Origin of the sequence: Streptomyces sp. CB02400, assembly GCF_001905725.1 — a bacterium.
In the GTDB taxonomy this organism is placed as follows: Bacteria; Actinomycetota; Actinomycetes; order Streptomycetales; family Streptomycetaceae; genus Streptomyces; species Streptomyces atrovirens.
The window spans coordinates 178,053-197,187 of sequence record NZ_LIWB01000012.1; the positions used below are offsets into that span (position 1 = coordinate 178,053).

Below are 19,135 nucleotides of genomic sequence, written 5' to 3' on the forward strand. Positions count from 1 at the left end.
GTCGCGGCGGGACGCCGGCCGCACCGCCCTCACGAGTCGGTACGAGCGCGCAGGACTCCCTCGACGCCCTGCAGGAAGGTTTCCGAGACCAGTTCGGGGTCGAAGAGGCAACCGGCTGCCATGGCGCCGTCCCGGAGCATGACGAGGTGCCGGCCTGCTGCCTCGGCGGGGGCGTCGCCGGTCTCCGCCAGCAGCTCCGTGACGGTGTCCAGGAACCATTGACGGTGGGTCAGGACGGCTCGGTGGATCGGGTGGGCGGGGTCGGGATACTCGGCCACCGCGTTGAGGAAGGCGCAGCCGCGGAAGCCGGGGGACCGGATGCCTTCGGTGATGGACCTGGCGACGGCCCGGACCCTGTCGGCCGCCGGCCGACCGTTCGCCAGGGCGGTGGCGACCTGCTCCCGGATTCCCCGGTCGGCCTGTTCGAGGTACGCGAGAACGAGTTCCTCCTTGCCCGAGAAGTGCCGGTACAGCGTGGCCCGGGTCACCTGTGCCTCCGCGATGACCCGGTCGATGCCGACGGAGTGGATCCCCTCGGCGTAGAAGATCCGGCTCGCTGTGTGGAGCAGCCGCGCTCGCGCTTCGGACGTGCTGCCGCTTTTCGGGCTCCGACTCATGCCGTCAGGCTACCAAACAGGTAGAACGTTCGGTCTTGACAGTGACCGCACCGGTCCTCTTTGATCTGAGTACGAGACAGAACGTTCTCCCCCCCCCCGTGGTGATCGGGCTGTTCCGCATCGATCCACCGTCACGGAAAGGCACTTCCATGGACACCCTCGTCGGCACAGCCCCGACCGGCGTTCCTGCCGCCTTGCGCAAGCTGTACTTCCTGCGGTTCGCGTTCGCCGCCGCATGGGCCGCCCTGCTGTTCGCGACCGCCGAAACACTGGGGACGCCCAGTGCGGTGCTGCTGCTGGTCTACCCCCTGTTCGACGTGGCGGCCGCGGTCGTCGACGTCCGGTCCGCGAAGGCGAACGGCGGTACGGCCCGACTCCTGTACGCGAACATCGCGATCAGCTCGCTGACGGTCATCGGCCTGGCTGTCGCCGTCACGTCGGGCATCCCGGCCGTCCTGCGGGTCTGGGGGGTCTGGGCCGTCACCTCGGGACTCGTCCAGCTCGTCGTGGGCGCGGGCCGCAGGAAACTGGGCGGCCAGTGGCCGATGATCATCAGCGGTGCCATCTCCACGGCCGCCGGCGCGTCGTTCTTCGCGCAGGCCGGCAGCGACGATGCCACGTTGGCGAACCTCGCCGGCTACGCCTTTGCCGGAGGCGTCTTCTTCCTCGTCTCGGCCCTCCGACTGAACCGGACCCGCAACGGGGAATGACCCCGTGGGCACCGAGACCGTCCGCCCCGGCGGCCCGCCGAGCCGGACTCGGCGACGAGTCCGCGTCACGGAGGGCTTCCGGTGCCAGGGGACCGGCAGGCCCTGGGATCCGGGGCCCTGTGCCGGATCGCATGCGGTGCGGAGCGACGCGGGCCTCTGTCGACAGCAGCCGGATGCCGGCCGGACGCACGAAGTCGTGGGCGGGGACGCGGACCTGTCGGAGATGCGACGTGCCCGGCCCCTGACAGGTCGGGGCGTACCGATCGCCGCAAGGCGGATGCCGCTGCACCGGCGGACGGCCCCGGTGCTGCCGTCGCCGCCGGGCCCGTTCGGACGGGTCAGCCGGAGTCGTCGAACATGGCCAGCAGTGCCTGCTCGTCCGTCTCCGGTACGGGCTGTTCCGGCTGCGGCACCTGCTCGGCCCATACCGTTTTGCCCTGCGGCATGTAGCGGGCGCCCCAGCTGCTGGTGAACTGCGCCACCAGGAACAGGCCGCGCCCGCCCTCCTCGGTCATGGCCGCCCGCCGGATGCGCGGAGAGGTGTTGCTGCGGTCGGAGACCTCGCAGATCAGTGAGTCGTCGCGCAGCAACCGCAGACACACGGGCCCCCGGCCGCCGTACCGCACGGCGTTGGTGACCAGCTCGCTGACCACCAGCCCGGTGTTGAAATCCAGCTCCGACAGGCCCCAGGCGGCGAGCTGATCGCGGGCCAGCGCCCTGGCCCGCGCCACGACCGAGGGGTCGGACGGGAACTCCCAGGCCGCCACCCGGTCCTCGGACAGCGCGTGCACACGGGCCAGCAGGAGGGCCACGTCGTCGTACGGGCTGCCGGGCAGGAGGGTGCCCGTGATCCGGTCGCAGATGTCCTCCAGCGCCGGGCCGCCGTGGCTCAGCGAGTCCAGCAGCCGCCCGGTGCGCGCATCGGTGTCCCCGTAACCGCGGTCTTCCTTGAGCAGGCCGTCGGTGTACATCGCCAGCAGGCTGCCCGCGGGCAGGTCGACGGTGGCGGACTCGTACGGCTGGATCCCGCCGAGCCCGAGCGGCGGACCGCCCGGCAGGTCGATCAGCCGCGCCTGCCCGCCCGGCGTCAGCACGGCGGGCGGCGGATGACCGGCCCGAGCGGCCGTGCAGCGGCACGACACCGGGTCGTACACCGCGTACAGGCAGGTCGTTCCCGTCGCGGGGTCCTGCTCGTCGTCCGATTCTTCGGGAGTCCGGCTGACCAGGTCGTCCAGGTGGGCCAGCACCTCCTCGGGCAGCAGGTCGAGACCGGCCAGCGTCCGCACCGCCGTACGCAGCCGGCCCATGGTCGCCGCCGCCTGCAGACCGTTGCCGGGCACGTCCCCGACGACCAGCGCCACGCGCATCCCGGACAGCGGGATCGCGTCGAACCAGTCCCCGCCCACACCGGCCCTGGCGTCCGCGGGCAGATAACGGGAGGCGAGTTCGGCGGCGCTCAGCCGGGGCAGGACGTGCGGCAGCAGGCTGCGCTGCAGCGTCAGGGAGGCGCGGTGCTCCCGGCGGTAGCGGCGGGCGTTGTCCACGCTGATCGCGGCACGGGCCGCCAGTTCACCCGCCAGCGTCAGGTCGTCCTGCTCGTACGGCCTCGTCCTGCCGCGGCGGTAGAAGCCCGCCAGGCCCAGGACGGAGCCCCGCGCGGACAGCGGCGCGCCCAGATAGGAGTGCTCGCCCTCGCCGAGCAGGCCGACGGGGTGCGCCCGGTCGGCCGGAGATCCGGACAGGGCGGCGGTCGGCACCGAGTCCGTCACCGGCCGCCCGGTCTCCAGACACCGGGCCTGGGGGGTACCGGCGGGGTAGCCGGCCGGCTCGTCCACACCACCGGCCGGGATGTCGCGGGACTCCTCGCCCGCCCAGACGGCCACCCGGCGCAGTGCCGTGCCGGGGCGCAGCCGCCCGGGCGGTGGCTCTTCGCCGGCCAGGACACCTTCCACCAGGTCGACGACGACCAGGTCGGCGAAGCGCGGCACGGCGATCTTCGCCAGTTCCTCGGCGGTACGCCACATGTCCAGAGTGGTGCCGAGCCGTGTGCCCGCCTCGTTCAGCAGGGACAGCCGCCTGCGGGCCTCGGCGGCGAGCCGGCCGACGCCCGGCTCGCCGACCAGCAGCAGCCATGCGTCGGTCGGCCCGGCGGCGTGCGGTTCCGCCGTCGCACCGGGCGCGTCCGCCCCCGCCGCCACGGTGGGGCGGTCCAGGAGCGGCACATGACGACCGTCGGGGGCGGTCACGGTGACCCGGCCCGGTGCCCCCGTGCCGCGGGTGTCCTCGAAGCTGACCTCGACCGCCGCGCCCTCCGCGTCGCCGTGGTGCAGCTCCCGGCGGCGCAGCACGGCCACGCGGCTGCCCGCGAGGGGCACCTCGGCGAATGCCTCGCCGGCCGAGGAGATCAGCTCGACGGCATGCTCCAGCAGCATCAGCTGCTCCTGCGGGGTCAGGCGGGGAGCCGGCCCGCCGAACCGGTGCAGCTCACCCGAGCCGAGGTTCAGCTCGGCGTGCCCGCCGCGCTCCCTGGCCTGCTGGAAGGAGCGCATCAGCTCGAGCTCGCGGGCCGCGCTCAGCTCCAGCAGGCGCTCCCCGATGCGTTCGGTGGCCTCCTGAAGGACCAGCGCCATGCCGGGGTCGGCCAGCGCCCGGGGCACGGAGAGGTTGACCGCGCCCCGCACGGTGCCGCCCACCGGGTCGCGCACCGGCGCGGCCATGCAGGTCAGCTCCTTGAGGTCGTGCAGGAAGTGCTCGTGGCCGACGACCACGAACGGCGCCCGGGTGCTCAGCACCATGCTGACGCTGCTGGTCCCCATGAACCGCTCGTCGACATTGGCGCCCGGCACCAGGGAGGCGGCGTCCATCAGCTCCAGCCCCGCCGGGACGCCCCACCGCTCCACGAGGTTCGCCCGTGAGTCGGCCAGCGCCACGGTCACCGGCACGCCCGAGAACCGTTCGTACAGATGGTCCAGCACCGGCGCGGCGGCCCTGATCAGCCGGGAGTCGGGATCCAGGTCCCTCTCGACCGGCAGGGCCGCACCCTCCTGGTCGATGCCGAGCGACTGCGAGCGCTGCCAGGAGGCGAGGATCTCCGGACGTATTCCGGCAACCGGCTGCGTCCGGTCGCCGGGACCACTGCCCGAAGGAGTCGGATACGGGTCCACAGGATCAGGGTAATCGGGCAAAAGGGACGTGCGCTCGGTCGCGGGCGTTCCGGAGGCGAAGGACCCGGGTTCCGCGGGCCCAGGACGATCCTTCACGGGCTGTGCAACAGCAGCAGGGCGATGTCATCGGTGTACGCGTGCCGGGGGACGGCGTGGCGCACCAGGTCGTCGGCCAGGTCGTCGATCGGCTGGTCGCCCGTCACGGTGAGGCGGCGGGCCAGGGCGTCGATGGACCGGGTGATGTCGGAGCCGGGGGTTTCCACGAGGCCGTCGGTGTAGAGGGCGAGGAGCGATCCGGCCGGCAGGGGCGCGGAGGTGACCGGATAGTCGGCCGCGGGACCCGCGCCGATGCCGAGCAGGGGGCCGGGATCCACCTCGAGCACGAGGGTCGCCGGTGTGGGCGCCGGGGTGCGCAGGAGCGGAGGGAGGTGTCCCGCGCTGGCCAGGTGGAGGCGTCGGCGGGCGAGGTCGATGTGGATGTAGAGGCAGGAGACGAAAAGGTCGGTCTCGAGGTCCGCCAGTACGCGGTCGGTGCGGGTCAGCACGGAGCCGGGGCACTCGCCGGCGGTGGCGTGGACGGCGGTGCGGACCTGCCCCATGAGGGCGGCGGCGTTGATGTTGTGCCCTTGCACGTCTCCGATGACGGCGGCGGCGGTGGTGTCACTGAGGCGGATCAGGTCGTAGAAGTCACCGCCGATGTCCACGCCGTGGGCGGTCGGCAGGTACCGGGCGGCGACCGTGAGACCGGGGACGCGCGGCAGGGTCGTCGGCAGAAGGGCCTGCTGCAGGCCGTGGGCCAGCTCGTGCTTGGCGTCGTAGAGCAGCGCGCGGTCCATGGCCTGGGCGATGAGACCGCCCAGTGAGACGAGGACGGCGCGGTCACCGGCGCCGAAGGGATGCGGGTGGTCGTAGGACAGGATGCAGCAACCGACGCGGCGGTCGGACACCACCAGGGGGAGGAAGGCCCACGCCTGCTTGCCGCTGAGTGCGGGGGCCTTCGGATGGGCGCGGGTCATCTCGTCCGGGTCGGTGAAGAAGGCCGGGACGCCGTTGTGCAGCACGCGGCCGACGGGAGTGACGTCGGTGTCCAGCGGCAGGCCGTCGAGGCGGGCGATGGTGCGCGGGTCGTAGCCCCGGTGCCCGATGATCTTCAGACGTCCGGAGTCGGCGGCTGAGACGACCAGGCCCTGGGCGCCGAAGGCGGGCAGGATCTGGTCGGCCACCACGTCGATCACATCGGCCACGGTGACGGTCTGGCTCAGTGCGGCCGACAGGTGGATCAGCTGGTGGATCCGCCCCGTGCCGGCGCCCTCCGGAGCCGCGAGGGGCGCGGTGATACGGGGCGGTGGCGCGTCGGCCGGGTGCCGGTCGTGGTTGGGGGAGACGAGGACGCTGATGCCGCTCTCGTCCGGGTAGAGCCGGAAGTCGAGCCACCGGCCGGGAGGGCGCAGCGCGGTGAAGGCGACGGGCTCACGGCTGAAGACCGCGGTGCGGTAGTGCTCCTCGTGGACCGGGTCGTCGAGCCAGGGCACGGCCTGCCACGGAGGATTCCCCAGGAGACGGTCGTGTCCGCGGCCGAGCAGCCGGGCCGCGGCGTCGTTGAGGTAGGTGATGCGCCCCTCCAGGTCGAGGCCGAGGGCGCCGACGGGCAGCCGCTGGACCAGGTCGACGGCGGCGATCCGTGCCTGCGCCGGATCGACGTCGGGCCGGCGCAGGGGCACGGTGCGCGGCTGGTCGGGAACGGTCCACGAGGCGGGCGCCCGGTCCAGCAGCCGGGTGAGGCGCCGTGCGCTGGACTGGATGTGCCCGCGCTCGCGCAGCGTCAGGGACGGCGGATGGCTCTTGGACCACACCAGCGCCATGGCCCCGTAGCGGCGCACACCGTGCAGGGGGGCGAAGGCCACCGCGAACTGGTAGGGCATCCCGGCCGCGGCGTTCGGATACAGACGGGCCATGTCCTCCTGGCGGCCCACCCAGACCAGGCGGTCCTCCCGCACCGCCTCCGACAGGGGGCCCGCGGCCGAGACCGCCACCCGCCGCCACGGAGCCACGGTCGCCCTCGGCATGCCACAGACCGCGGCCAGGCCCAGCACCGGTTCCTGTGCCGACAACAGGTACACGCCGCCTGCCAGAGCACCCGTCCGGCGCACCGTGGCACTGAGCGCCTCGTCCAAGGAGGCCACGCCACCGTCACCACCGGGACTCTCATTACTCACATGTCCGACAGTATGCGGTCGGCCGCCGACGGGCGAAGGGTGTGCCGCGGTGTCCGCGCGGAGACGGCCGTGCTCGCCGGGCACCCCGACGCCCGGGCCCGCGTCGACGCGGCCCGGGCCGTGGTCACCGGCAACCCGCTCGCCACCGCCCGGGCGGACCGGGCGGAGGCGCTCCTCGAAGGCGACCTGCCGCGCCGGCTCGCCGCCACCGAGGCGCCCGACGCGGCCGGCTGCCCCTACCAGGCGGCGCGCACACTGCTGCTCGCCGGCGGCGGGCACACGGCGGCCGGCAGGACCGCGCTGACCGTGCTGGGCCTCGGGCCCCGGCCCACCCGGTAGCCGCGGGCCCCGGTCGCGCCGGCGACCGGCCGGGACGCCGGCGCGACCGGCTGTCAGCTCACCGCCCGCTTCACCAGCGCGGCGATCCGCTCCGCCACCCGCGGCGTCACCTCGGTCAGGGCGAGACCGGCCGCCCACATCGTGCCGTCGTCCAGGTTCGCCCGGTCACTGAAACCAGAGTGGCGCAACGCGCCTTGAACTTCGCCGCGCTCTGGAAGAAGCAGACGATCTCGCCGTCCAGCGCGTAGGCGGGCATGCCGTACCAGAGCCTCGGTGCGAGGGCCGGCGCGGCGGCCGTGAGGACGGCGTGCACCCGCTCGGCCATGACCCGGTCCGGGTCCTGCATCTCGGCGATCTCCGCGAGCACCTCGCGCTCCGCCTGCGCCGCCTTGTCCGCCTGCGAACCGCGCCGCGCCGCGCCGCGGCCTTCCGCTCCTGGGCGTGCTCCTTCATCGCGGCCCGCTCCTCGACGGTGGACCCCTCGTACGTGCTGCTCCGGGCGCTGCCCATGATCCCCCCGTGGCCGGCGGGTCACGACCGGACTCGATCCCCGCTGTGATCACAGCCTCTCCCACCCGCTCTCCGGACCGCCTCCGTGCTGACCACGGAAACCACCACGGACTCAGGTCCGGGGCGGGAAGGGGCGCTTGGGAAATCCGGGACGACGTGCCGCGCGACATCTTCGGCACCGTGCCGACGATACGATCATGACCATGACGGCACCTGAACCGACCATCCTCGCGACCTCCGGCGGGCACCGGGTCGGAGGACGAACCAGGGTGATGTTCGACGCTCTGGTACATCACGCGGTCGACCTCTCCGGGATACATGGCCGACGCCCGCGCATCATGTACGTCGGGACCGCCATCGGGGACGCCGAGCACTTCACGACCCGTATGACCGAAGCCGCGCGGGTGGCGGGGTTCGATCTGACGCCGCTGCACCTGTTCCCCATGCCCAATGTCGAAGATGTCGAGGGCTCGGTCCTCGACCACGACGTGGTCTGGGTCATGGGGGGCTCGGTGGTCAACCTGCTGGCGGTGTGGAGGGCACACGGCCTGGACCGCGTCATGCACCGTGCCTGGCAGGCCGGTGTCGTGCTCAGCGGGGTCAGCGCGGGCTCCCTCTGCTGGTTCCAGGGAGGCGCGACCGACTCGTTCGGGCCGGAGCTGCGCCCGGTCACGGACGCGCTCGGTTTCCTGCCGTACGGCAACGGCGTGCACTACGACTCGGACGAGGGCCGGCGTCCCTTGACGCATCGGCTCGTGGCGGACGGCACCGTGCCCACCGCTCACTGCACGGACGACGGAGTCGGCCTGGTGTACCGCGGAACGGAACTGGTGGAGGCGGTGACGGAAATCCCCGGCAAGGGCGCCTACATAGTCAGAAGCGACGGGTCCGGGGCGGTGGAGGAACGCGTCGAACCCCGCAGGCTGTCTCCTTCCGGGCGATGACCGGACCTCGCACCCGCTGACCCGAACCGATGGTGTGCGCTCGGGAGCGGGCGACGGGTGCGGTGGTGCGGATGGCCGGAGGCCGCCGGCACATCCGGAAGGACCTCTGCGACAGGCCCTGGTCACCGTCCGCTCACGCGGCTCCTGCTGGGCGACCGCCGGCGTCTCGCGTCCCGCGGAACATCTCCGCCGCGAAGCCGGGTCTCCGACTGCGTGCCGCCGCTCAAATCGCCGGCCCGGCGTCCAGGGGGTGTCGGCGCACACGGCGCACGGCGGGGCGGGACAGCCCTCGGTGACTGTCCCGCCCCGCCGAGGTCCACGAGTTCCTCGTCACCTCCGCGGACGCCCGGCCTCCTCGAGCCGTCGGTGTGAACGGTTCCCGCCCCGGCTGCGCAGAGGGGCGTCCGCCTCGGTGAGGACACGGTGGACGAACCCGTACGACCGCCCGTGCGCCTCGGCGATGGCCCGTATGGACAGACCGTTCTCGTACTGTTCCTTCATCTCCCGCGCGAGTTCCGCACGGGCCGTGCCGGTGATCTGTTTGCCCTTGTCCACGGCTCGTCTCCTTCGGTGATCGACGTCTGGCCGTGATCGTCGTCTACCCCCGACGAGGGACGAGCCACTTGATGCGTGACGGTGGAGGGGAACAATCCGCGGGCGGGTGTGGTTGGGAAGGGCGTGGCTGTGGAGGGGACAGTGTCCCCGGGCCTCACCCCTTGCCCGCAGGGACGATCGTTCGGCTGAAGCCCTGCGGAGCCTTTCGCCGCGTAGGCGACCGCCCTCCACGGTCACGCACCCGGTGGCTTCGGCCCGCGCCGACGCCGCCGCGCACCACGTATGACATGTCCGAGTCAATGAGCTCGGACGGTGACGGAAGGAGCACCTCATGGCACGCAGCACCGCGCGGCCGGTCGTCAGGCTCAGGTCGACGGCAGGTACGGGAGTCACCTACGTGACCCGCAAGAACCGTCTGAACGACCCCGACCGGCTGGTCCTGCGGAAGTACGACGCGGTCGCCGGCGAACACGTCCTCTTCCGCGAGGAACGATGAGACCCGCCTCCGCCGCCCCGGCGGCGGAGGCACCCCAGGAAGGACATCCCGTGAGGCACGGCATCCACCCCGTCTCCCGCCCGGTCGTCTTCCGCGACCGCGCGTCCGGCTTCCAACTGCTGACCCGCTCCACCGTCGAGTCACCGCACACGGTCGAGTGGGAGGACGGCGCCACCTATCCGGTCGTCGACGTCGAGATCTCGTCGGCCGGCCACCCGTTCTACACCGGCGCCTCGCGCGTCGTGGACACCGCGGGCCGCGTGGAGCGCTTCGAGCGGCGCTACGGCCCCGCCCGCACCCGCCGCTGACAGCGGCACCCCCGTCCGGTCCTGCGGAAGGAGACCGTGATGAAGGTACGCAAGTCCTTGCGCTCGTCGAAGGCCAGGCCCGGCGCCCAGGTGGTGCGCCGGCGGGGCGTGACGTTCGTGATCAACAAGAAGGATCCGCGTTTCAAGGCCCGCCAGGGCTGACGGGCCGCTTCGCCGACCGGACGGCCCGGTACCGCACTCGCGGTACCGGGCCGTCCGTCGCTCCCTGCTTCCGGCCCCCGACGTCGTTCCCGCTCGCCGGCCGGTCAGCGCTCCAGGTCGCCGCGCATCTCGACGAAGAGCTTCCCCGCGTCGGCGAGCGTGCTGTCCTCGAAGAGCGCGACGGCCGCCGTGTCCTCGTCGGCCCAGCCGCAGACGACGTTGCCGTCCTCGCTCAGCGAGGCGAGCAGGCACTCCACCGAGCCGCCGAGCGGTCCCGGCTCCACCGGCTGGGCCTCGGGGTGCCCCAGCTCCGGGTCCCACTGGATGTACTCGAGCATGCCGCGGAACAGGTGCTCACGACGCTCGTTGGTGTCCTCGGGCACATGATCGACGCCTTCGAACAGCACCGGCGCGCCCTGCCCGCCCGGCTTCCCGTAGTTGCCGGTGATCAGCGTCATGCCGTCCCGCATCTCGCCGGGGTCGACAGGGACGTCCGTCAGGGCTCCGTCCCCCGTCAGCTTGTCCAGGCCGCCCGCCCTGGGAGCGTCCACCAAGGTGCGCGGACCGCTCCGCTCCGCCGCGGGCGTCGGCGACGCGGGCTCGGAGACCTGCCCGCTGGGGGAGGCGGAGGGAAGCCCCGCGTCGTCCTCCCGGCAGCCACTGACCGTCAGCATCGCCAGCACCGCCACGGCCGTCAGGCCCGCTCTCGCCGCAGACGCACACTTCATGGAGTCCCCCCGCTGTCGCTTCGCTCATGGTGTTCCCCGCCGCTCCGGACGGCGGCAATGATCAGTGACGAGCCGTCCCGGCCGGATGGTTCCCGCCCCGGGACGTCCCATCGCTCAGAACACCCACCGGGTATGGGTGTGGACCCCGTGGTCCCGACCCGAAGCCGTACGCCGCGATCACCTCCTCCAGCACCGCCGGATCGGTGACCGGCGCGGCCTTGCCCTCGGTGGTGGGGGTATGGGTGGCTGGTGGGTGCGGGTGTGGAGGGTGAAGGCGGCGAGTGCGGTGGTGGTCATGGCGGTCAGCCAGGCCGCGCTGTGGAGCAGGGGGCTCACGGTGGCGTCCGGGGTGAAGCCCGCGGCGAGGCTGGTCTGGAGGGAGCCGTAGCTCGGAAGCAGCTCGACCAGGGCTTTGTCGGCGGTGGTGCTGGCGACGGGATTCTGCGGCGCGAGATCGATGATGCTGGTCATGATGATCGTGACCAGTCCTTCGACCTCGCCGCGCAGGAAGAGGGCCAGGCACATGCCCATGGCCCCGTAGACCAGGCAGACCGCCAGGACCGCGATGCCGAGGAGGAAGGGCTGGAGGGGAGACCAGAACAGCAGCATCCAGGCGGTGGCGTAGGCGCCGACCAGCACGGAGGCGACCAGGAGCGTGGTGAGTTTGGCGCCGATGAGGGCGGTGCGGGGATAGCCGGCCGCGGTGAGGCGACGGTCGAAGGCCCTGGTGCGGCGTGCGGCGCTGAACATCAGGAATCCCACCAGGAGGGACACGGCGTTCAGGGAGCCGCTGATCATCGTGATCTCGTCTCCGCCGGCGCGCAGCCAGGTTCCGGTGGCGCGCAGCCGGAAGGGGAACGTCTTCGGCGTGGTGAGGGTCTTCGCCACGGTGATCCACATCGGGATGAAGGCGATCAGGAGTACGGCGGCCAGCCGGTTCTTCGCCATGGCCAGCAGGGCGTAGCGGCAGGCGACCAGGTAGGCGCTCATGTGGTGTCCGCCGTGGGTGAGGGTCCGAGGAGGCCGTCGTGCAGACGGTGCAGGACGTCCAGGCGTCCGGTGTCGTGGGCGAGGTGGGAGACGATGATCACGGTGCGGCCGCGGCCTTTCAGTTCCTGGGCGAGGTCCCAGAACCGCAGGTAGGTTTCCCAGTCGAAGCCCTGGTACGGCTCGTCGAGCAGCACGACGTCCGGGTCGTGCATCAAGGCCAGGACCAGGTTCAGCTTCTGCAGGGTGCCCCCGCTGAGGACTTTCACCGGCGCGTCCAGATAACCGGCCGCGGAGAGCGCGTCGATCAGCCGCAGCGCGCGGTCGGAGTCCGGGAGACGGTAGGCGATCTGGAAGAGACGCAGGTGCTGGCGCACGGTCAGCTCCTCGTCCAGGACCGGGTGCTGCGGGCAGTAGCCCCGGGTGCCCACCAGGTCGACGCGTCCGTCGTCGGGGCGCAGGTCGCCGCTGAGGATGCGCAGCAGGGTGGTCTTCCCGGCGCCGTTCTCCCCGACGATGCCCACCAGCTGCCCCGCCCGCGCCTCGAAGCCGACCCCGCGCAGGACCTGCCGGGACCCGAAGCTCTTGCGGACCGCCATGACGCGCAGCACCACCGCCGGCCGCCGCCTCACGTCCGCGCCCGGGCGTGCGTACGTTCGGCGAACGGACACCAAAGGGGCGGCGGGCCCTCGTCCCGGTCGGCGTACAGCGGGCTCGAACTGGCCACGGGGGCTCCTCGGGAGCGATGGAGTGCACGGGTTCCCACCAGCCAACGATCCACGAGCCCGCCGGGACACGCCACGCACGCTCCCGGCACGCGCTCCGGAACCGGGGCGTGAGCCGGCTCGGGGACAGGATCCGGAGCGCGGCGGTCCCGTCCACCTCGGGGACCGCGTCCGGTCACTGGAAGAGCCCGCTGCTCGTCGACGACTGCGAGCACCTGATCGACGCCGTGTCCCACCTCGTCGCGGCACTGTTGTCCCGTTGCCCAGGGCTGCGCGTGCTCGCGACCGGCCGCTGCTGAGACTCGCCCCCTCCCCGGGCCCTCGACCGCAAGACTGGCAGAGGGCCGCTCCCACGGCCCGTACACCCCGCCCACACGCGGCCGACGGCGTTGCTGCCGAGCGTGTTCGTACTGCTTGAGCAGTCACGTCGGCCGTAGCTCCGACCGACCCTCGGCGCGCTACCGGCCGGACGTCGAGCCGGGGCGCCGGCCTGCGACGACGCCTCCGGCGGGCAGTTCAGAGGTAGCTGACGCCGGTCAGTTCCTCGGCCGTCGTCCAGAGTCGTTCGCCGACGGCCGGATCGGACGCTTCCCGGCTGAGCCTGGCCTCGGTGACCCGGCCGCGTGTCTCGAAGAACCCGGACGGCCCGAAGAACTGGCCGCCCCGCACACCGGGGTCGGTCGCGGCGCGCAGCTGCGGCAGCGCGCCCTGCTCCACCGGCTGGGTGGCCAGCAGGCCGAGCCGCGCGATCAGCCGCCCGGTCCGGCCACGGTGCTCCCAGGCACGCGGGGTCAGGTTGGTGCGGGTGAGACCGGGGTGGGCCAGCGCGCTGACGACCGGCGATCCGGCGGCGCGCAGCCGGCGGTCCAGCTCGATGCCGAAGACCGTGGTGGCGAGCTTGGACCGGCCGTAGGCGGAAGCGGCTCGGTAGTCCCGCTCGGACATCAGGTCGTCGAAGTCGAGGTGCGCGTTCTTGTGGGTGATCGAGCTGAGACCGACCACGCGGGGTTCCCTCGCCGCGGCCAGCCTGTCGAGCAGCAGGCCGGTCAGCGCGAAGTGCCCCAGCATGTTGGTGCCGATGTGCAGCTCGAAGCCGTCGGCGGAGGTGCGGCGCGGGCCGAGCAGCACCAGGCCGGCGTTGTTGACCAGCAGGTCGATCGCCGGATGGTCGGCGGCCAGCTTCGCGGCGAACGCGCGGACGGAATCGAGGGACGCCAGGTCCAGTTCGCGCACTTCGACGTCTCCGCCGATGCGGCGGGCGGCCTCCCGTCCGGCGGCGGTGTCGCGGACGGCGAGCACGACGCGGGCGCCGTGGCGGGCCAGCTCGGTGGCGGTGACCAGGCCGAGGCCCGAGTTCGCGCCGGTCACGACGGCGGTCCGGCCGTGCTGGTCGGGGATGTGGTCGGCGGTCCATCCGGCCATCTGCTGCTCCTGGGGGTGTCGGTGCGGTGGACCGACGACGCTAGGACCGGTGCGGGCCGGTTCGGTCGTTCCCCGTTGCCTAGGTCTGCGGGACCTACCTTGGACGCCCGGCGAGGAGACACACTGGCGGCATGACCCATCCCTACGCCCGTGAGCTCGGTGATTTCCTGCGCGCCCGGCGCGACAGGCTGCACCCGCACGACGTCGGCCTGGAGCCGGGCGGCCGACGCAAGGTCACCGGGCTGCGCCGCGAGGAGCTGGCCCTGCTGGCCGGGCTGAGCACCGACTACTACCAGCGCATGGAGCAGGGCCGGGAGGTACGCCCGTCCGACGACGTCCTGGACGCGCTCGCCGGCGCGCTCGGCCTCGACGACGCGGAACGCCGGCACCTGTTCACCCTGGCCCGCGCCGCCCGCCGGCCCGTGCCCGCACGGGTGGAGCGCGGTCCGGAAAGGGTGCCGGACCGCACCCGGCGGCTGCTGCGGGTCATGGACACCCCGGCGGTCGTGCTCGGCCGCCACCTCGACCTGCTCGACTGGAACCCGATGGCGGAGGCGCTGCTCGGCAGCCCGGACACGTATGCGCCCGACCGGCTCAACATGCTCCTGCTGCTGTTCGACGACACGGTGACCGGCGAGCGGAGCTGCCCGGACTGGGAGCGGCAGGCCCTGGAGTACATCGGCATGATGCGCGCAGCCGTCGCCACCGACCCCACCCATCCGCGCGCCACCGCGATCGTCGGCGAGCTGAGCATCCGCAGCGCCGAGTTCCGGCGGCTGTGGGCCCGGCACGACGTGCGCGTGTCGGTCAGCGGCACCAAGACCTTCCGGGTCCCCGGAACCGGCGACATCGTCCTGGACTGGGACACCTATCCGCTGCCCGGCGCACCCGGCCCGGTCATGCTGGTCTTCACCGCCGAGCCGGGCAGCGCCGACGCGGACCGGCTACAGCTCCTGGCGTCGCTGCACGCGACCCGCTCGACGCTCACCGGCAAGCACTGTTAGACGATCAAGCCCCCTGCCCGGCCGGCCGTTCACCCGGACGGAATCCAAACGGATGTCCTGACCCGGGAGACTAGTAAAACGTGCGGTGGGCCTGCCGCGGCGGCTCCCCGTCCTCCTGGAACTTCTTCCAGACGCCGTAGGCCGCCGTCACCATCACCCGCCACTCCTGACCGCCCTCCCACCGCGCGTGCCTGCGCACCGACTCGTCCTCGGCGAGTCCGAAGCAGACCTCCATGCCGTCCTCCAGGACGGCTCCCGTTCCGTCGCATTCCCGGAAGAGTTGTTCTGCCGGAGTGAACAGCATCCAGCCGCGCCGTCCGTCATCGGGCACCAGCCAGGAGTACACGAACCCCTCGCCCGAGACCTCGGACGTCTTGGCGACGAGCCGTACGCCGATCGACGCCACCCCCATGCTCCGCCCTCCTGCGTTCCTCCGGCCACGGACGCCGGTCAGCCTACGCGGACCGGCTGTCCATCGAGCCCCGTTTGACCTTGACACGGTGACAAGGCCTTCACTGCTTGCCGAGGAGGTGGTCCCGATGGCCATGACGAGACAGGACACGGACGCGATGCGAGCGCTCCAGGGGCTGGAGGACGGGAGTTCGTCCGTGCGGTTGCGGGCTGCTCTGGCGGTCGGTACGGCGCCGGACCCGTGCTTCGTCGACAAGCTCGTCGAACGATGCGGGCTCGAGCCGGAGTTCTTCGTCCGGGACATGCTGACCTGGGCACTCACCCGCCATCCGGTGTCCATGACGCTCCCCGCGCTGCTCCGCGAAGTCCGCTCGGAGCGTGCGCAGGCACGGAGCCAGGCGCTGCACACGCTGTCCAAGATCGGGGACCGGCGGGCGTGGCCGGCGATCACACCGGAGCTTTTGTCCGACGCCGATGACGAGGTGGCGCGGAGCGCCTGGCGGACCGCGGTCGTGCTCGTGCCGGAAGGCGGGGAGTCCGGGCTGGCCGCGATGCTGGCTGGGCAACTCGGGCGCGGTGAGCGGGAGACGCAGCTGAGTCTCAGCCGGGCGCTGGTCGCACTGGGCGGCGATGCCGTCCCGCCGGCTCTGCGTACCGCGACCATGGCCCCCGACCCGCGCGTACGTGCGCACGCGCTCGCCACGGAACGGCTGCTGCACGACCCGGACACCGGATTCGAGTTCGCGATCGAGGAGGCGAAGCGCGTCGTGGCCCTCGGCGGGTCCGGCCAGGAGGGACGATAGAACGTGTTGATCGGTGAGGTGGCGCGGCGGTCCGGGGTCAGCGCCCGCATGCTCAGGCATTACGAGTCACTCGGCCTGGTGCGGCCTTCGGGCCGTACGGGCTCCGGCTACCGGGAGTACTCCGGCGAGGACATCCGGCGGATCTTCCATGTCGAGAGCCTGCGATCGCTGGGGTTGTCGCTGCGTGAGATCGGGCGCGCGCTCGACGACCCCGGCTTCACGCCCTCGGCGCTCGTCGACGACCTCATCCGTCAGACGCGCGAACGCATCGCGGCCGAGACCGAGCTGCTCACGCGGCTCCGCCGGATCGATGCCGCGGAACCCGCCGGCTGGGAGGATGTCCTTCGGAGCGTCGCACTCCTCCAGGCACTCGGGTCGAAGAGCGCCGACGCGCGCCAGCGCGCGGCCCTTTCCTCGGCCGGCGAAGTCCCGGTACCGGTGGAGGCCCTGGTCGAGGCGGTGCTGCGCGAGACGGAGCCGAACGTCGCCGGGGCCCTGCGCTGGGCGCTGGCGCGATCCGGCGACGACGGCACGGCACTGCTGGCGGAAGGCCTGGACTCACCGGTGGCCGCGGTGCGCGAACGCGCCGTTCGGTCCCTCGCCGAGATGCCCGGTGATGAGGCTGTCGCCCGGCTGCGGGACGCCCTCGCGAACCCTGACGCCGTGGTCCGCGGGTACGCGGCTCTGGCGCTGGGGACGCGTGGAGTGGCCGATACGGTCCCGACGCTCATCGACATGATCGTGGAGGGAAGGAACGACACCGATGCGGCCGATGCGCTGAGCACGCTGGCGAGCGACCCCGCGACGGCGGACCGGATCGCCACCGGGCTCGTCGACCGCCTCGCCCACGACGACACCGAAGCGCCCGTACGCCTGTGGCTGACCCAGGCGCTGGCGGACATCCCGGGAGCCACGGCGTCACGTGCCCTCGTACAGCTGTCGCACGACGAGGATCGTGCCGTCGCGCTGACCGCGGCGTACCTCCTTCAGCTACGCGACACACGATGACGGACCCCGAGGGCCGACGGGCCGGGCTCGCCTCGACGCGTTCCTTCGCCTGACTTCCCACCGTTCGGCGAGGCGCCCGTCCAGGTGCAGACGCAGAGCGGGCCGAAAAGGCAGTGATCACGGTGGCATAGGCATCTCGATGCGGGGCACATGAAGGTCTGCTCGGCGCTGCCCAGTGGTGAGCCGCGGTGTCGGCCGCCTTGCGAGCGAGACGGACTTTGAGGGGAGAGGTGTCACCATGATCCTTCCGGCGGAGAAGGAACTGCGCGCCGTACTGGCCCGGTTCGCTCAGGCGCGCATCGAACACGACGTACGCCCCACCGGCCGCACCAGCCGGGATCTCGAAGACTCCACATACACGCTGTGCGTGATGACCGGAGCCCGCACCGTCGAGCAGGCTCTGCTCGCGGCCGACGCATTGCTCGAGCAGTACGGCGCGGAACGCGTGAGCTCCTCCCAGGAGGACGAGACACTGGCCGCGTGAGGCCGGATCCCCTCTCCCTGCCGCCGCGTCAGGCGACTGGCGCGTCGTAGGAGAATCCGTACCCGGCGAAGTCGGCGACGTGGACGTACCCGATGCGCTGGTAGAGGGCGTTGCTGGTGGGATTGGCAGGGTCCGTGAAGAGCACGACGTCCGTCGCGCCCGAGGCCAGCGCGGCCCTGCTCACCTCGACCGTCACGGCCCCCGCGTAGCCGCGGCCCCGGAGACGGGCAGGGGTGTAGACAGGGTCCACCCGGACCATGCCGCCGACGACCGAGGTCGCGGCCGCCATGGAGACGGGGGTGCCGTCCGGGGTCTCCCAGAACGTGAAGTGCCTGTCGCCGAAACGCGAGTCGCCCCAGGAACCGGCGTCGATCAAGTCGATGGAGGACTGCTCCCCGACGTCGACACAGAACTCACGGCACCAGCGCACGACTTGCTCACGGTCCTCCCCGCCCGCGATGCGGCCCCGGCCCTCCGGGCGCGGCTGCGGTGGGGTGAGCGTGCCGAGACGGTACAGATGCGTCCGCCAGAAAAGTGCCGGTGCCGCGCCCGTGTGCCGCTGCCATGCCTCGGCGAAAGCAGTGGCGGTGTCGTGGTCCGCGATGACGTCGGAGGGTGAGTGACCGAGGCCGGCCAGGTGAGCGGCGAGGGTGTCGGTCTGCTCGGTGGAGAGGGGAGTGAGGCCCAGGCGACCGCGCGGAGTGCGATAGAAGACCGCGCGGACCTCACCTCCTGACTCCAGCCGGCCGAAGACGGCGGCTTCGGAGCCGGGAGCGTCCGCCCCGCGCATCCGCAGTTTCTCGATGTCCGTCAACGGCGTGTTGTGCAGGGCGGGGTGCGAGCGCAGGAAGTCCCCCGCTCGGGCGAGGAAGCCGTCGATGTCCTCGGTGAGGTGCCAGTCGTCCGGACGCATGCCTCATGATCCCTGATGTGCACGACTCGGTGGAAGCACTCACCCCACGGGCTCGTGCACGGCCGGTGGTGACACGACGCACCTGCCGGTCCGGGCACCCCGGCCCTGGAAGCCGGCATCCACGAGGACTCCGACTGCTGCGGACGCGGTCGACGACGGCCTCCATCCCACCCGGCTCCGCCGCCGACGCCGTGGTCCGGCTGCCCGCCGACCCCGACGAACACGTACGCGCCATGGCAGCCGCAGACCCTGTACTGCTGGCCGATCCCATCCTCCGGAGCTGCGAAATCCGGAGGTCTCCTCCCACGCCCTCGCCAACCCGGGCCTTCCCCCGGAAGCCGTGCACCGGTACCCGGATGCCGCGGGCATCCCTCGCTGACACGGACACACCGAGGCGGCGCGAGCACCCTGCCCGTCGCCACGGCGACGGTGTGTCCGGTGGGCGAGAAGCCGACTGCCCGGAGTTCGGAGCAATCGGAGTGGAAGATGTGCCACCACTGTTCTCCGTGCGGACCGGCGCGGGGCGGCCCGGCGTCCCTGGACAGCAGGGACACGACCGTCCGGCCAGGCGGGGGCGACGACCTCCACCGCCGTCATCGGCAACGCCGGAACAGTGATCGATGAGCGGG

The 19,135-nt window shown here is 72.3% G+C and carries 21 protein-coding genes and 1 pseudogene; 11 read left to right on the plus strand and 11 right to left on the minus strand.

All coding sequences use genetic code 11. The features are described 5' to 3' along the window. Positions 1-29 precede the first annotated feature (29 nt). Complete coding sequence (locus tag AMK33_RS26650) at positions 30-617, minus strand: TetR/AcrR family transcriptional regulator (RefSeq protein ID WP_073935502.1); 588 nt, start codon at positions 615-617, stop codon at positions 30-32. A gap of 149 nt (positions 618-766) precedes the next feature. Between AMK33_RS26650 and AMK33_RS26655 the strand changes: the two genes are divergently transcribed. Beyond that, positions 767-1,327, plus strand: coding sequence for a hypothetical protein (locus AMK33_RS26655; RefSeq protein ID WP_073935503.1), 561 nt, complete (start codon positions 767-769; stop codon positions 1,325-1,327). Positions 1,328-1,665: 338 nt separating this feature from the next. Here AMK33_RS26655 and AMK33_RS26660 read toward each other — a convergent pair whose 3' ends face one another. Next, on the minus strand, positions 1,666-4,491 hold the full coding sequence (locus tag AMK33_RS26660; protein ID WP_073935504.1) for a SpoIIE family protein phosphatase: 2,826 nt from the start codon (positions 4,489-4,491) through the stop codon (positions 1,666-1,668). A 92-nt stretch (positions 4,492-4,583) separates the two neighbouring features. Next, on the minus strand, positions 4,584-6,707 hold the full coding sequence (locus tag AMK33_RS26665) for a SpoIIE family protein phosphatase (RefSeq protein WP_235618208.1): 2,124 nt from the start codon (positions 6,705-6,707) through the stop codon (positions 4,584-4,586). Between AMK33_RS26665 and AMK33_RS26670 the strand changes: the two genes are divergently transcribed. After that, complete coding sequence (locus AMK33_RS26670) at positions 6,708-7,046, plus strand: hypothetical protein (protein WP_235618209.1); 339 nt, start codon at positions 6,708-6,710, stop codon at positions 7,044-7,046. It begins immediately after the preceding gene. Between the two features lie 53 nt (positions 7,047-7,099). On the opposite strand, the pseudogene AMK33_RS26675 reads toward AMK33_RS26670, so the two are convergent. Next, positions 7,100-7,556: pseudogene (locus AMK33_RS26675) on the minus strand (hypothetical protein). Positions 7,557-7,759: 203 nt separating this feature from the next. On the opposite strand from AMK33_RS26675, the gene AMK33_RS26680 reads away from it, so the two are divergent. Next, positions 7,760-8,500, plus strand: coding sequence for a peptidase E (locus tag AMK33_RS26680; RefSeq protein WP_073935585.1), 741 nt, complete (start codon positions 7,760-7,762; stop codon positions 8,498-8,500). Between the two features lie 330 nt (positions 8,501-8,830). On the opposite strand, the gene AMK33_RS26685 is transcribed toward AMK33_RS26680, so the two are convergent. Beyond that, a complete protein-coding gene (locus AMK33_RS26685; protein WP_073935505.1) occupies positions 8,831-9,055 on the minus strand; it encodes a helix-turn-helix domain-containing protein in 225 nt (74 codons plus the stop codon). 331 nt (positions 9,056-9,386) lie between these two features. On the opposite strand from AMK33_RS26685, the gene rpmG reads away from it, so the two are divergent. The 3 genes from rpmG to ykgO are packed head-to-tail and all read left to right on the plus strand — an operon-like array spanning position 9,387 to position 10,021. Beyond that, positions 9,387-9,551 (plus strand): 50S ribosomal protein L33, encoded by a 165-nt coding sequence (gene rpmG, locus AMK33_RS26690; protein WP_073935506.1) that lies wholly within the window; start codon positions 9,387-9,389, stop codon positions 9,549-9,551. A 50-nt stretch (positions 9,552-9,601) separates the two neighbouring features. Next, positions 9,602-9,859: a type B 50S ribosomal protein L31 gene (locus AMK33_RS26695; RefSeq protein ID WP_073935507.1), complete on the plus strand. Its 258-nt coding sequence runs from the start codon at positions 9,602-9,604 to the stop codon at positions 9,857-9,859. Positions 9,860-9,898: 39 nt separating this feature from the next. Continuing rightward, positions 9,899-10,021 carry a type B 50S ribosomal protein L36 gene (gene ykgO / locus AMK33_RS26700; RefSeq protein ID WP_073935508.1) on the plus strand — a complete coding sequence of 41 codons (123 nt, stop codon included), beginning with the start codon at positions 9,899-9,901 and terminating at the stop codon, positions 10,019-10,021. A 104-nt stretch (positions 10,022-10,125) separates the two neighbouring features. On the opposite strand, the gene AMK33_RS26705 is transcribed toward ykgO, so the two are convergent. From AMK33_RS26705 to AMK33_RS26715, 3 genes are all read right to left on the minus strand, one after another. After that, on the minus strand, positions 10,126-10,749 hold the full coding sequence (locus tag AMK33_RS26705; protein WP_235618210.1) for a hypothetical protein: 624 nt from the start codon (positions 10,747-10,749) through the stop codon (positions 10,126-10,128). A gap of 177 nt (positions 10,750-10,926) precedes the next feature. Then, a complete protein-coding gene (locus AMK33_RS26710) occupies positions 10,927-11,739 on the minus strand; it encodes a hypothetical protein (RefSeq protein ID WP_235618211.1) in 813 nt (270 codons plus the stop codon). After that, positions 11,736-12,335, minus strand: coding sequence for an ABC transporter ATP-binding protein (locus AMK33_RS26715; protein ID WP_073935586.1), 600 nt, complete (start codon positions 12,333-12,335; stop codon positions 11,736-11,738). The genes AMK33_RS26710 and AMK33_RS26715 overlap by 4 nt, the downstream gene beginning before the upstream one ends. A 236-nt stretch (positions 12,336-12,571) precedes the next feature. Here AMK33_RS26715 and AMK33_RS26720 point away from each other — a divergent pair, with 236 nt between their 5' ends. Continuing rightward, positions 12,572-12,760 carry a hypothetical protein gene (locus AMK33_RS26720; protein WP_073935510.1) on the plus strand — a complete coding sequence of 63 codons (189 nt, stop codon included), beginning with the start codon at positions 12,572-12,574 and terminating at the stop codon, positions 12,758-12,760. Between the two features lie 217 nt (positions 12,761-12,977). On the opposite strand, the gene AMK33_RS26725 is transcribed toward AMK33_RS26720, so the two are convergent. Next, entirely contained in the window at positions 12,978-13,883 is a 906-nt protein-coding gene (locus AMK33_RS26725) for an oxidoreductase (protein ID WP_073935511.1), read from the minus strand. Between the two features lie 131 nt (positions 13,884-14,014). On the opposite strand from AMK33_RS26725, the gene AMK33_RS26730 reads away from it, so the two are divergent. Further along, positions 14,015-14,887, plus strand: a complete 873-nt coding sequence (locus tag AMK33_RS26730) for a helix-turn-helix transcriptional regulator (protein ID WP_073935512.1) — start codon at positions 14,015-14,017, stop codon at positions 14,885-14,887. 70 nt (positions 14,888-14,957) lie between these two features. Here AMK33_RS26730 and AMK33_RS26735 read toward each other — a convergent pair whose 3' ends face one another. After that, positions 14,958-15,299, minus strand: coding sequence for a hypothetical protein (locus AMK33_RS26735; protein ID WP_073935513.1), 342 nt, complete (start codon positions 15,297-15,299; stop codon positions 14,958-14,960). A gap of 127 nt (positions 15,300-15,426) precedes the next feature. Here AMK33_RS26735 and AMK33_RS26740 point away from each other — a divergent pair, with 127 nt between their 5' ends. The 3 genes from AMK33_RS26740 (at position 15,427) to AMK33_RS26750 (ending at position 17,593) form a co-directional block, all read left to right on the plus strand. Continuing rightward, the gene (locus tag AMK33_RS26740; RefSeq protein ID WP_073935514.1) at positions 15,427-16,101 is read left to right on the plus strand and encodes a HEAT repeat domain-containing protein; all 675 of its coding nucleotides are present in this window, start codon (positions 15,427-15,429) and stop codon (positions 16,099-16,101) included. Positions 16,102-16,104: 3 nt separating this feature from the next. Then, on the plus strand, positions 16,105-17,109 hold the full coding sequence (locus AMK33_RS26745) for a HEAT repeat domain-containing protein (RefSeq protein ID WP_073935515.1): 1,005 nt from the start codon (positions 16,105-16,107) through the stop codon (positions 17,107-17,109). A 238-nt stretch (positions 17,110-17,347) separates the two neighbouring features. Next, positions 17,348-17,593 (plus strand): DUF5133 domain-containing protein, encoded by a 246-nt coding sequence (locus tag AMK33_RS26750; RefSeq protein WP_073935516.1) that lies wholly within the window; start codon positions 17,348-17,350, stop codon positions 17,591-17,593. Between the two features lie 28 nt (positions 17,594-17,621). On the opposite strand, the gene AMK33_RS26755 is transcribed toward AMK33_RS26750, so the two are convergent. Continuing rightward, positions 17,622-18,506 (minus strand): GNAT family N-acetyltransferase, encoded by an 885-nt coding sequence (locus tag AMK33_RS26755; protein WP_073935517.1) that lies wholly within the window; start codon positions 18,504-18,506, stop codon positions 17,622-17,624. Positions 18,507-19,135: the final 629 nt, after the last annotated feature.